15 protein-coding genes are annotated in these 11,743 nt (G+C 69.5%); 8 read left to right on the top strand and 7 right to left on the bottom strand.

All coding sequences use genetic code 11. From position 1 onward, the window contains the following. Window positions 1–68 precede the first annotated feature (68 nt). The gene (locus ACZ7PG_RS11385) at window positions 69–752 is read left to right on the top strand and encodes an IspD/TarI family cytidylyltransferase (RefSeq protein WP_470238942.1); all 684 of its coding nucleotides are present in this window, start codon (window positions 69–71) and stop codon (window positions 750–752) included. Between the two features lie 6 nt (window positions 753–758). Here the strand turns inward: ACZ7PG_RS11385 and ACZ7PG_RS11380 are convergent, their stop codons facing one another. Continuing rightward, window positions 759–1,220, bottom strand: coding sequence for a hypothetical protein (locus ACZ7PG_RS11380; protein ID WP_470238941.1), 462 nt, complete (start codon window positions 1,218–1,220; stop codon window positions 759–761). Window positions 1,221–1,359: 139 nt separating this feature from the next. On the opposite strand from ACZ7PG_RS11380, the gene ACZ7PG_RS11375 reads away from it, so the two are divergent. From ACZ7PG_RS11375 to ACZ7PG_RS11365, 3 genes are read left to right on the top strand one after another with little or no spacing between them, the layout of a single operon-like run. After that, the gene (locus ACZ7PG_RS11375; protein ID WP_470238940.1) at window positions 1,360–2,109 is read left to right on the top strand and encodes a GntR family transcriptional regulator; all 750 of its coding nucleotides are present in this window, start codon (window positions 1,360–1,362) and stop codon (window positions 2,107–2,109) included. Next, the gene (locus ACZ7PG_RS11370; protein ID WP_470238939.1) at window positions 2,106–2,948 is read left to right on the top strand and encodes a phosphoribosylaminoimidazolesuccinocarboxamide synthase; all 843 of its coding nucleotides are present in this window, start codon (window positions 2,106–2,108) and stop codon (window positions 2,946–2,948) included. Before ACZ7PG_RS11375 ends, ACZ7PG_RS11370 begins: the two co-directional genes overlap by 4 nt. Beyond that, window positions 2,941–3,153, top strand: a complete 213-nt coding sequence (locus ACZ7PG_RS11365) for a hypothetical protein (protein WP_470238938.1) — start codon at window positions 2,941–2,943, stop codon at window positions 3,151–3,153. The genes ACZ7PG_RS11370 and ACZ7PG_RS11365 overlap by 8 nt, the downstream gene beginning before the upstream one ends. Here ACZ7PG_RS11365 and ACZ7PG_RS11360 read toward each other — a convergent pair. From ACZ7PG_RS11360 to ACZ7PG_RS11350, 3 genes are all read right to left on the bottom strand, one after another. Next, on the bottom strand, window positions 3,150–4,139 hold the full coding sequence (locus ACZ7PG_RS11360; protein WP_470238937.1) for an aldo/keto reductase family protein: 990 nt from the start codon (window positions 4,137–4,139) through the stop codon (window positions 3,150–3,152). The genes ACZ7PG_RS11365 and ACZ7PG_RS11360 overlap by 4 nt on opposite strands. 59 nt (window positions 4,140–4,198) lie before the next feature. After that, on the bottom strand, window positions 4,199–4,408 hold the full coding sequence (locus ACZ7PG_RS11355; RefSeq protein ID WP_470238936.1) for a hypothetical protein: 210 nt from the start codon (window positions 4,406–4,408) through the stop codon (window positions 4,199–4,201). Window positions 4,409–4,650: 242 nt separating this feature from the next. Further along, window positions 4,651–5,298 carry a DUF3043 domain-containing protein gene (locus ACZ7PG_RS11350; protein WP_470238935.1) on the bottom strand — a complete coding sequence of 216 codons (648 nt, stop codon included), beginning with the start codon at window positions 5,296–5,298 and terminating at the stop codon, window positions 4,651–4,653. 145 nt (window positions 5,299–5,443) lie between these two features. Here ACZ7PG_RS11350 and ACZ7PG_RS11345 point away from each other — a divergent pair, with 145 nt between their 5' ends. Next, the gene (locus ACZ7PG_RS11345) at window positions 5,444–5,821 is read left to right on the top strand and encodes a HesB/IscA family protein (RefSeq protein WP_470238934.1); all 378 of its coding nucleotides are present in this window, start codon (window positions 5,444–5,446) and stop codon (window positions 5,819–5,821) included. A gap of 70 nt (window positions 5,822–5,891) precedes the next feature. On the opposite strand, the gene ACZ7PG_RS11340 is transcribed toward ACZ7PG_RS11345, so the two are convergent. After that, window positions 5,892–6,062, bottom strand: coding sequence for a hypothetical protein (locus ACZ7PG_RS11340; protein ID WP_470238933.1), 171 nt, complete (start codon window positions 6,060–6,062; stop codon window positions 5,892–5,894). A 148-nt stretch (window positions 6,063–6,210) separates the two neighbouring features. On the opposite strand from ACZ7PG_RS11340, the gene ACZ7PG_RS11335 reads away from it, so the two are divergent. Beyond that, window positions 6,211–7,200, top strand: coding sequence for a carbohydrate kinase family protein (locus ACZ7PG_RS11335; protein ID WP_470238932.1), 990 nt, complete (start codon window positions 6,211–6,213; stop codon window positions 7,198–7,200). Between the two features lie 69 nt (window positions 7,201–7,269). On the opposite strand, the gene asnB is transcribed toward ACZ7PG_RS11335, so the two are convergent. Next, window positions 7,270–9,204 (bottom strand): asparagine synthase (glutamine-hydrolyzing), encoded by a 1,935-nt coding sequence (gene asnB, locus ACZ7PG_RS11330; RefSeq protein WP_470238931.1) that lies wholly within the window; start codon window positions 9,202–9,204, stop codon window positions 7,270–7,272. 184 nt (window positions 9,205–9,388) lie between these two features. On the opposite strand from asnB, the gene ctaC reads away from it, so the two are divergent. Both ctaC and ACZ7PG_RS11320 read left to right on the top strand, forming a co-directional pair. Next, window positions 9,389–10,333 (top strand): aa3-type cytochrome oxidase subunit II, encoded by a 945-nt coding sequence (gene ctaC, locus ACZ7PG_RS11325; protein ID WP_470238930.1) that lies wholly within the window; start codon window positions 9,389–9,391, stop codon window positions 10,331–10,333. 33 nt (window positions 10,334–10,366) lie between these two features. Continuing rightward, entirely contained in the window at window positions 10,367–10,786 is a 420-nt protein-coding gene (locus ACZ7PG_RS11320) for a cytochrome c oxidase subunit 4 (protein WP_470238929.1), read from the top strand. Here the strand turns inward: ACZ7PG_RS11320 and ACZ7PG_RS11315 are convergent. Next, window positions 10,734–11,681: a DMT family transporter gene (locus tag ACZ7PG_RS11315; RefSeq protein WP_470238928.1), complete on the bottom strand. Its 948-nt coding sequence runs from the start codon at window positions 11,679–11,681 to the stop codon at window positions 10,734–10,736. The two genes, ACZ7PG_RS11320 and ACZ7PG_RS11315, sit on opposite strands and share 53 nt — an antisense overlap. Between the last annotated feature and the right edge of the window lie 62 nt (window positions 11,682–11,743).

Here is an 11,743-nt window from a genome sequence, read left to right as displayed (position 1 = left end):
CACGGCAACGTCCACTGCAACGCTGTGGCCAACCTACCGGTGGGACGCGGCCGGTAGTCTCGCGGCTCGTGGAGACGACGGCGGCCGCGGTGGTGCTGGCCAGCGGCGCGGGCACCCGTGTCGGCGCGAAGCTGAACAAGGTCTACCTGCCCCTGGCCGGCCGGCGGGTGGTCGCCTGGTCGCTGGACGCCTTCAAGCGCGTCCCGGGCATCGGGGTGCTGGTGCTGGTGATCCGGCCGCAGGACCGGGAACTCGCCGACGAGGTGGCCGGCGACGGCGTCGAGATCGTGCCCGGCGGCGACACCCGCCAGGCGTCGGAGCTCAACGCGCTGCGCCACCTCGCCCCGAGAATCGCAGGCGGCCGGGTCGACGCCGTGCTGCTGCACGACGCGGCCCGGCCGCTGGTCCACCCACAGCTGGTCGAAGCGGTGCTGACCCGGACACGCGAGGACGGGGGGGCTGTGCCGGGCCTGGCCGCTGACGACGTCGTCGGGGTGGATGCCGGGCACCTGGTCGCCCAGGTGCCCGGCGCGATCCGCGTCCAGACGCCTCAGGGCTTCCGGGCCGGACCGCTGCTCGAGGCCTACGAACAGGCCGAGCGGGAAGGCTTTCTCGGGACGGACACTTCGTCGTGCATGGAGCGGTTCTCCTCCCTGCCGATCCGCTGGGTCCCGGGGGCTCCCGAGAACCTCAAGATCACCTATCCCCACGACCTGGTGGTCGCGGAGCGGCTGCTCGCCCGCCGAGCCTGAAAACCGCTAGGCGCACGCGGGCGGGCCGCCACCGTCGTCCTTTTCCCGGGCGGACTCGGGCGTGGTGCTCGTCGGCCGGATCATCACGTCGTGACGCAGCTCCGGCGGGATGTGGCACTGCGGCTGTGGCCGCAGCGCCTGCAGCGGCGCGCCCGGGGTGCCGGGCTCCGCGAGCGTGAGCACCGCCCGCAGCGTCCAGACCGGGGTGGCGTGGTACTGCCAGGTCACCACCCGAGGGCTGAACACGTCGGTGCCGGGAAAGGTCGGTACTCGGTAGGCGCTGGCGCGGTGCTCGTCCCGGAGGACGATGACGTCGGCGCAGGTCGGCCAGGTGTGGACCGCGGCGTAGAGCTCCGGGGCCTCGCGGCCGCCGAACAGGTGCAATACCCACTTGCGGCGCCGGAGCTCCTCGAGGAGTTCCTCGAGGCCCGGGCCGCTCGAACCGCTGTGTGCTGTGGGCGGGGACACACTTTCGAGGGTAACTTGCGCACTAGAGCGCAGTCCAGCACGTGTACTAGTACACCTGGGTGGTTCTGAACAGGCCTTTGTGGGACACACTCCGGCGTGCTAGAACACTTGTGCGTGATTTCCGGCGTGAGGAGCCGCCTTGCCCACCCTCGATCGTCCTGAGCCGCCGTACCTGCAGATCGCGGGCCGGATTCGTGAAGACATCCTGTCCGGCCGGCTGCAGGAGGGCGACGCGGTGCCGTCCGCCCGCGAGATCGCGCGCACGTGGGCCGTCGCCATGGCGACGGCCACCAAGGTCCTGGCCACGCTGCGCTCGCAGGGGCTCGTGCGCCCCGTGCGCGGTGTCGGCACGGTCGTCGACCGCGGCGGCCTGCACCGCACGGCGCGCGACCGCAGCGCCGCTTCGGCCCGCAGCGGCCGCATCTACCCACCCGGCCACTTCGCCGTGATCCGGTCGGCCGGCCTCGAGCAGGTCTCCGATCGCGCCGCGGCCGCGCTGGGCCTGGAGGAGGGCGCCCCGGCGATCCGCCGGCGGCGCACCACCTACGGGCCGGACTCGCGGCCGCTGTCGACGTCGACGTCGTGGTTCGACGGCGCGCTGTCGGCCAAGGCGCCGGCGCTGCTGGTGCCCGACCGGATCGTCGAGGGCACCTCGGCCCACGCGGCCGCGCGGCTCGGCACGAAGATCGTGACGACGCAGGAACGGCACGCGGCGGGCCGCGCGGACGAGGAGGAGGCGGCCGAGCTGGGGCTGCCCGCCGGGTCGCCGGTGCTGCTGGGCCGGAGCACCTTCCTGGCGGCCGACGGGACGGTCGTCGAGTACGGTGAGTCCGCCGCCTTGCCCGACCACTGGGTTTTCTACGAGTACACGACTGAGGACGGCGAATGAAGCACATCCACGCGGGCAAGGTCCGTGACCTGTACGAACTCGACGGCGGGGACATCCTGCTCGTCGCGTCCGACCGCGTCTCGGTCTACGACGTCTCGCTGCCGACGCCGATCCCCGACAAGGGCGCGCTGCTCAACCAGCTGTCGGCGTGGTGGTTCGAGCGGATGTCCGGCGTGGTCCCGAACCACGTCGTGTCGACGACGGACGTCCCGGAGCAGTTCGCCGGGCGCGCGATGCGCTGCAAGCCGCTGAAGATGGTCCAGGTCGAGTGCATCGCACGCGGCCACCTCGCCGGTCTGGGCCTGCGCGAGTACCAGCGCGACGGGGCGATTTCCGGCGTCGCGCTGCCGCCGGGCCTGGTCGAGGGCGACAAGCTGCCGGAGCCGATCTTCACGCCGACGACGAAGATCTCCGACACCGGCCACGACGAGTTCATGACCTTCGACGAGGTGTTGAACGAGATCGGCGAAGACACCGCGAAGCGGCTTCGCGAGCTGACGCTGGAGATCTACACACAGGGCGCCGAGCACGCGGCGAAGCAGGGCGTGATCATCGCGGACACGAAGCTGGAGTTCGGCTTCGACGCCGACGGCACGCTGACCCTCGGCGACGAGGTCCTGACGTCGGACTCGTCGCGCTTCTGGCCCGCCGACGAGTGGGAGCCGGGCCGTCCGCAGCACGCGTTCGACAAGCAGTTCGTCCGCGACTGGTCGCGTTCGACGGGCTGGGACCAGACCCCGCCCGGGCCGGAGATCCCGGCGGACATCGTCGAGCAGACGAGGCAGCGCTACACCGAGGTCTACGAGCGGATCACGGGGGAGACCTGGGTCCGTGGCTGACTGCGACCCGTACCAGCTGATCGACGACGTCGAGACGCTGCTGACATCGCGCGGGCTGGCCCCCGCGCGGGTGCCCGGCCGCGGCGGCGACCGGCTGGCCGGGGCCAGCCGCCTCCTGCGCGGGTTCGGGCTCGAGCCCCGGATGGCCCCCGAGGACGCGTTCGACCTCGGGGTGCCGGTCCAGGGGCGGATCAACCAGGATTAGGGGCTCTTGGTCAGGCTCGCGTCGCGCTCGACGACGTCACCGAGGACGTCGTCGATGGCCTTGAGCAGGTCGGCGTCGAGCTTCTTGCCGGCGGCCTTGACGTTCTCGTGCACCTGCTCCGGGCGCGAAGCCCCGATGATCGCCGAGGCGACGTTCGGGTTCTGCAGCACCCAAGCGACGGCCAGCTGAGCGAGGCTCAGGTCAGCCTGCTTGGCGAGCGGCTCCAGCTCGGCGACGCGCTTGAGGACGTTCTCGTCGAGGAACCGGGCGACCATGTTGGCGCCGCCCTTCTCGTCGGTGGCCCGCGAGCCGGCGGGGAAGTCGGCGCCGGGCTTGTACTTCCCGGTGAGGACGCCCTGCGCGATCGGCGACCAGACGATCTGGCTCAGGCCTTCGCGCTCGGAAGCGGGGATGACCTGGTCCTCGATGACGCGCCAGAGCATGTTGTACTGCGGCTGGTTGGAGACGAAGGGGATCTTCAGCTCCCGCGCGAGGGCGGCACCGCGGCTGATCTGCTCGGCGGTCCACTCGGAGACGCCGACGTAGAGCACCTTGCCCTGGCGGACGAGGTCGGCGAAGGCGAGCATGGTCTCTTCCAGCGGGACGGTCCGGTCGAACCGGTGCGCCTGGTAGAGGTCGAGGTAGTCGGTGCCGAGCCGCTCGAGGGACGCGTTGGCCGACTCCATGATGTGCTTGCGGGACAGGCCCTTGTCGTTGGGGCCCTTGGGGCCGGTGGGCCAGAAGACCTTGGTGAAGATCTCCAGGCTCTCGCGCCGCTGCCCCTTCAGCCCGCGGCCCAGGACCGATTCGGCGGCGGTGTTGGCATAGACGTCGGCGGTGTCGAACGTGGTTATGCCCGCGTCGAGGGCGGCTTTGATGCAGGCGTGCGCCTGGTCTTCTTCGACCTGGGAACCGTGGGTGAGCCAGTTCCCGTACGAGATCTCACTGACGTTGAGGCCGCTACGGCCGAGACGACGAAACTCCATGGGTGCGAGCTTAGGCGGTAATCGTTTGCTTTGCTAACGATCCTGGAGTGACTCCAGCTTCATTCGTCCTTCTTCTCGGCCGGCGGGCCGGTCTCGATCTCGAAGAACGGCAGCTTGAGGCGGAAGCGCTCGCCGTCCTTGCGTTTCGCAAGGTGGAGGCGGTAGATCAGCCAGGCGCCGAGGAAGACGATGACGAGGATGGCGGCGATGGCCCAGAGGCCGGCCGCGGACATCCCGGCGACGCGGGACAGGACGACTTCGAACGACACGCGAACGCCCCTACCGTCGGCAGGCCCGGGACTTCCTTACCGACCGGTCGTGGCGCAACGCGGTGGTGATCCAGCTCTTGCTGGCGCGTGCCAACAGCGCCTGTTCCCGGGTGACCTGGGCTGTCAGCAGGTCAGCGAGGCGCTGCATCAGCAGCAAACGCGGCTGATCCTGATTCGACACTCTATCGCGTGCAGCAAGAAGCCGGGTGGAGGCTCGCTCCACCCGGCTTCTCAAGAACCGCTCAGTTCGGGATCGGATCCCCCGGCTTCAGCCGCGGCTTAGGCACCCGCAGCCGCCGGATCTGGGAGGCCCGGACGAACGCGTACCAGCCGATCGAGCGGCCCGCGATCGCCTCCTTCGGGAACTTCTCCCGCGCCAGCTTCGCGATCTTGCGGCCGTTCACGAAGCCCTCGATCGCCATCACCAGCAGCATCGCCGTGCACAGCAGCGTGATGTACGACTGGACCTGGGGCAGCGGCACCAGCAGGGCCAGGAACACCAGGATCGCCAGCGGCATGAACAGGCCGAGGAGGTTGCGCCGCGTGTCGACCAGGTCGCGGACGTACGCCTTCACCGGGCCGCGGTCGCGCGGGAGCAGGTACTTGTCGTCGCCCGCCATCATGCGGTCGCGGCGGAGCTTGGCCGCCGCGCGGCGGTCTTCCTTCGTCTGCGGGTTCGTCTTGCGGAGCTCCTTGTTGCGCTTCATCGCCTCGCGCATGGAGGTGGGCGGCGGGGCCACCGGGCCGCGCCGCTTCGCCTCGGCGTCGCGTCGCTTCGGCGTAGCCTTGCCCTTACCGGGCGTGTACGACTTGCCGCTGACGTCGACGGCTTCCGTCGCTTCCGGCTCGTCGGCGGCGGTGTCTGTGGTGCTTCGGCGCAGGAACCTCACCTCACCAGGGTATTGCAGGCGTCACGCCGCCGTTCACCAGGTCGATCGATGTGCGACCATGGTGGGGGAACAGAACGGACGCTCCGGGTGTTGAACGCTCAGCACGAGGAGTATCCGCAGTGAGTTCGAACTTAGAGGGAGTGCCATGACGACCGCTGAGCACGCCGGCGCGACGCAGGCCGAGACCGCCGAAGAAACCCACGGCGTCACGCTGACCGACACCGCGGCTTCCAAGGCGAAGGCCCTGCTCGAGCAGGAGGGCCGCGACGACATGCACCTGCGCATCGCCGTCCAGCCCGGTGGCTGTGCGGGCCTGCGCTACCAGCTGTTCTTCGACGAGCGCTCGCTCGACGGCGACCTGTTCCGCGACTTCGACGGCCTCAAGGTCGCCGTCGACCGGATGAGCGCGCCGTACGTGTCGGAAGCCGTCATCGACTTCGTGGACACGATCGAGAAGCAGGGCTTCACGATCGACAACCCGAACGCCACCGGCTCCTGCGCCTGCGGCGACTCGTTCCACTGAGTCCACAGCGCCACGCGAAAAGGCCCCGCCTCCGTTCGGAGGGCGGGGCCTTTTCCGTTCTCGAGGGGGCTTACACGTAGGCGTCGAGCTCCGCGACCTGCGCGTGGCACGCCTCGTCGACCTGCCACGGCTTGGCCGTGACACGGGGCAGCGGGAGGTCTTCCGCCTGGAGCGTCGCCGGGATGAGCGCGCAGTCGGCGATCAGCTCGGACAGGGTCTCGGGTTCGGTGACGGCGTTCACGATTCGTAACGCTATTGAGCCGCTCTCGACTGGAGAAGGAGTACCAGCCGGTAGTGTCGGCTGGGCGTGCGCGAACTACCCGGTTGGGTCATGACCCGGGGGTAACTTCGTGCCATTTGCCGTGAGGTCGACCACACAAGGAGCAGCGGTGGCAGACAAGGCCAGGATCGCAGTGTCCGGCAGTATCGCAACCGACCACCTGATGCACTTCCCGGGCAGGTTCGCGGAGCAGCTGGTCGCCGAGCAGCTGCACCGGGTTTCGCTGAGCTTCCTCGCCGACGACCTCGTGGTCCGGCGCGGCGGCATCGGCGCGAACATCGCCTTCGGTCTCGGGGTGCTCGGTGTGCAGCCGGTGCTCGTGGGCGCGGTGGGCGCCGACTTCGCGGACTACCGGTCCTGGCTGGAGCGGCACGGCGTCGACACGTCCGGGGTGCACGTCTCGGAGGTCGCGCACACCGCGCGGTTCGTCTGCACGACCGACGAGGACCTCTGCCAGATCGCGACGTTCTACGCCGGCGCGATGGCCGAGTCCCGCAACATCGAGCTGCAGCCCATCGCCGAGCGCGCCGGCACGCTCAGCCTGGTGCTGATCAGCCCGGACGACCCGGAGGGCATGGTCCGCCACGCCGAGGAGTGCCGCCAGCGCGGGTACGAGTTCGCCGTCGACCCGTCGCAGCAGCTGGCGCGGATGAGCGGCGAGCAGGCGCGGGCGTTCGTGGCCGGCGCGAAGTACCTCTTCAGCAACGACTACGAGTGGGAGCTGCTGCTCCAGAAGACGGGCTGGACCGAGGCCGACGTGCTCGACCAGGTCGGCCTGCGGATCACGACGCTGGGCGAGAAGGGCGTCGAGATCGTCGGCAAGGACTTCGTCGCCCTGCAGATCGGCGCGGTCCCCGAGCGCGCGAAGGCCGACCCGACGGGCGTCGGCGACGGCTTCCGCGCGGGCTTCCTGGCGGGTCTCGACGGCGGCTTGAACGTCGAGCGCGCGGCCCAGCTCGGCTCGCTGATCGCGGTGCTGGTGCTGGAGACCGTGGGCACCCAGGAGTGGACGTTCGACCGCGCGGACGCGCTGGCCCGCATCGGCGAGGCCTTCGGCCCGGACGCGGCGGACGAGATCTCGGCGGTCCTGCCCGCCTGACGCCCGTGGTCGTGAGTGGGAAACAGTGTTCTAACCCTGTTTCCCACTCACGACCGGCCGCGGCGGAGCTCAGAGCTTGACCGGGTACACCGGCTCCGGGATCTCGGGCTTGATGCGGTGCTCGACGAAGATGCCGTGCCAGAGCATGAACACGATCAGCGCCCACAGCTGGCGGCTGCGGTCCAGCTGACCCGCCTTGTGCTCCTCGAGCAGCGCCAGGATCGCCTTCTTGTCCAGCAGCTCCTCGGTCTTCGAATCCGAGATGATGCCCTTGGCCCAGTCGTACATCTCGTTGCGCAGCCACAGCCGGATCGGCACCGGGAACCCGAGCTTGCGGCGGTTCAGCACGTGCGCCGGGATGATCTTGGCCAGCGCCTGGCGCAGCGCGTACTTCGTGGTGCCGTGGGCCAGCTTCTGGTCCAGCGGGATCGACGCCGCGACCTTGAACACCTCGGCGTCGAGGAACGGCACCCGCAGCTCCAGCGAGTTCGCCATGGTCACCTTGTCGGCCTTGACCAGGATGTCGCCGCGCAGCCACGTGTAGAGGTCGACGTGCTGCATGCGGGCCACCGGGTCCCAGCCGCGCGAGACGTCGTACCAGGGCGCCGTGACGTCCTTGAAGCCGACGCCTTCCTGGTAGGTCTTCAGCACGTTGCGCAGCTGGTCGTCGCGGAAGTTGCGGGCGTTGCCGTAGTAGCGGTCCTCCAGCGGCAGCGCGCCGCGGCGCAGCAGGTCCTTGCCGCGGGTGCCCTCCGGGATCTTCGTGGAGACCTTGCCGATCAGCTTCCGCATGCCGCCCGGGATCTTCTCGAACGGTGCCAGCGAGATCGGCTCGCCGTAGATCGTGTAGCCGCCGAACAGCTCGTCCGCGCCCTCGCCGGACAGCACCGCCTTGACGTGCTTGCGGGCCTCGCGGGCGATGAACCACAGCGGGACCAGCGCCGGGTCGGCCACCGGGTCGTCGAGGTACCAGACGATGAGCGGCAGCGCCTCCATCATCTCGTCCGCCGACACCGTCCGGACCACGTGCTTCACGCCGATCGCGGCGGCCGACTCGGCGGCGACGTCGACCTCGGAGTAGCCCTCGCGCTCGAACCCGGTGGTGAACGCGATCAGGTTCGGGTTGTGCTCCTTGGCCAGCGTGGCGGTGGCCGTGGAGTCGATGCCGCCGGAGAGGAACGCGCCGACGGTGACGTCCGGGTCGGAGATCATGTGCTTGCCGACCGAGTCGCGCATCACATCGGCGATGCGCTGGTGCAGCTCCTCGGCCTCGGCCTGGGTGTTCACCGGCTTCGCGGTGAACTGCGGGTGGAAGTAGCGGGTGAACGCCACCTCGCCGCCGGGGGCGACCTCGAACGACGTGCCGGACTCGACGCGGCGGATCGCGGTGTGCAGCGACTCCGGCTCGGGCACGTACTGCAGGACGAGGTAGTGCTGCAGGGCCTTGCGGTCCAGCTCCTGCGCGACGCCGAGGACGTCCGACAGCTCCAGCAGGCTCTTCTTCTCGCTGGAGAACGCCACCCCGCCGGGGCCGGCCGAGTAGAAGAGCGGCTTGATGCCGAACGGGTCGCGCGCGCCGAAGACCCGCTTCTCCTGGGAGTCCCAGATCATGAAGGCGAACATCCCGCGCAGCCGCTTGACCCAGTCGGCACCCAGGTAGTGGAAGCCCGCGACGATGGCCTCGCCGTCGCCCTCGGTCTCGAACTTCGCCCCGTGCTGCTCGGCCAGCTCGGCCCGCAGCTCCAGGTAGTTGTAGATCTCGCCGTTGAAGTTCATCGTGTAGCGGCCCGGCGCCTCCGGCGGCCCCCAGACCAGCGGCTGGTGGGCGTGCTCGACGTCGATGAAGGCGAGCCGGTTGAAGCCGTAGACGACCTCGGCGTCGGCCCAGGTGTCCTGCTCGTCGGGGCCGCGGTGGCGCTGGCAGCGCATGGCCGCGCCGACGGCGTCACGCGCGTTCGCCGCGCCGGTCTCGGTCGCGCAGATCAGTCCAAGCAGGCCGCACACGGGTACTCACACACCTTCAGGGTCTTCGTGGGGCTGGGGAGCGCCCAGTATGCCGGGCACGCCGTGGCGAGTACCACGCGCGTCATCGGTTACCCCTTGGTCAGCGGGGAGCGTGAACTCGGCTAGGCTCCGGCCTGTCACAAAGATCTGTCGTAGGAGGCTCTGGGTGAAAGGGCGAGGCGCAGTGGGACAACCCAAGCGCACCCTGGGGAAGCGGACCGTGCGCGTAGCCGCGTTGGCCGTGCTGGTCGCGCTGACCGCGACGGGCTGCTCCGGCGACGAGATCCTGCGGTTCGGCTGGCCGGTGGGCGTCACGCGCCAGGCCGACGAGATGCGCACGCTGTGGACCTGGACCGTGGTGGCCGCGCTGGTCGTCGGCGCCATCGTGTGGGCCCTGATCTTCTGGACCGCGACGTTCCACCGCAAGAAGAAGACGGCCGACGGCGAGCCGGAGGAGCTGCCCCGGCAGTTCCAGTACAACATCCCGCTCGAGCTGTTCACGGTCGTCGTCCCGACGATCATGGTCTGCGTCCTGTTCTTCTTCACCGCGACGACGGAGTCGAAGGTCCTGGACAAGGTCCCGAACCCGGACGTCAAGGTCCAGATCGTGGCCTTCCAGTGGAACTGGGAGTTCAAGTACGAGGACGCGAACGCGGCGAAGCCCGACGGCAGCGGCCAGGTCAGCACGGTCGGCTCGTCCGGCGAGATCCCGCTGCTGGTGCTCCCGGTCGGCAAGGTCATCCAGTACGACCTGATCTCCACCGACGTCATCCACTCGTTCTGGGTCCCGGAGTTCAACTTCAAGCGGGACGTCATGCCGAACCCGGACAAGAACAACCAGGACAGCTCCTTCCAGAACACGATCGACCGCGAAGGCTCCTTCGTCGGCCGGTGCGCGGAGCTGTGCGGTACCTACCACTCGGTGATGAACTTCGAGGTCCGCGCGCTGTCGCCGGACAAGTACGACGCGTACATCGCGCTGCGCAAGCAGGTGAACCCGGCCACCGGCCAGACGTTCACCGCGTCCGAGGCGCTTTCGAAGATGAACTGCGGCGAGCTGTGCACCCCGCACGCGGTGACCACCCAGCCGTTCAACACCGACCGCACAGCGCGCAGCGCGTCCAACTGACGCCGCAGTCACACAGGGAGTAGGGAAAGACCCATGAAGGCCGAAGCCCGCATCTTCTTCATCGTGGCGACCTTCGCCGTGTTCATGGCGGCGGTGTACTGGGTGTGGACCGCGCTGGCCGCCACCCACGGGCCCGAGCCGGTGGGCATCGTCTCGCTGTTCCTGACCGGTGGCCTGGCGTTCCTCGCGGGCAGCTACATGCAGTTCGTCGCCCGGCGCATCGAACCGCGCCCGGAAGACCGCGAGGACGCCGAGATCAGCGATGGTGCCGGCGAGCTGGGCTTCTTCAGCCCGGGCAGCTACTGGCCGGTCTCCATGGCGGCCACCGCGGCGCTCGCCGCGCTGGCGCTGGCGTTCTTCCACATCTGGCTGCTCGTGATCGCGCTGGTCGCGCTGCTCATCACGATCGGCGGGCTGGTGTTCGAGTACCACACGGGTCCGTCGCACGACTGACCCGCCGCTTTCGATCGGACACTGTCTTCGCTGACTGGCCGCCCCGCTGAGGACTCAGCGCGGCGGCCAGTACTGCGAGCATCCCCAGTGCCTCGGGCCAGGTCGGGCGGTGGCCGTAGAAAGCGATGTCCACCAGCACGGCGACCACCGGGTAGAGGTAGGACAGCAGCGCCACGGTCGTGGTCGGCAGCTTGCCGATGCTCGCGTACATCAGGACGTACATCAGTGCGGTGTGGACGGTGCCCAGCAGCACCAGCCAGAGCAGCTCGCGCGGAGCCGTCGGCAACGGCGTGACGAGCAGCACGGGCGCCAGCAGGACCGCGCCGACCGTCGTCTGCACGGCCGCGAGCAGGTGCGGGCGGATGTGCTTCAGCTGCTTCGCGACGAAGGACGCGCCGGCGTAGAGCAGGGCCGCGCCGAGAGCCAGCCCGATCCCGGCCAGCTGGACGGGCTTGCCGTCCTCGCCGTGCGCGGACAGGGAGATCAGCGTCACGCCGCCGAACGCGATCGCGGCCCGGACCAGGTGGCTCTTGGCGACCTTCTCGCCGAGGAACGCCGCCGCCAGGCCGACCAGGATGAGCGGCTGGGTGTGGTAGACGACCGTGCTGACCGAGATCGACGACAGCGCGTAGGACGCGAACAGCAGCACCCAGTTGCCGACCAGGAACAGGCCACCGAGGACGGCCAGCCCAAGGTCGCGCTTCGACGGCCGCCAGGCCGGCAGCCAGCCGCGGGCGAGGCACCAGAGGACCAGCAGCGTCCCGCCGACGAAGCAGCGGGCGAAGGCCACAGCCGGCGCGGCCGCGCCGCTCTCGAGGACGACGGCGCCGATCGTGCCGGACATCGCCATCGCCGCGGACCACTGGAGCAGCGGGCGGGTTTCGGAGTTCGTCATGGCGTTCAGGTTCGTCCGGTCGCCCTCGGTCAACCAGTGTCAGAGATGACAACGACCGCAAA

It is taken from the genome of Amycolatopsis sp. NPDC114504, assembly GCF_055633595.1.
The sequence above is the reverse complement of the archived record's forward strand: the minus strand, read 5'-3'. Positions and strand labels throughout refer to the sequence as shown.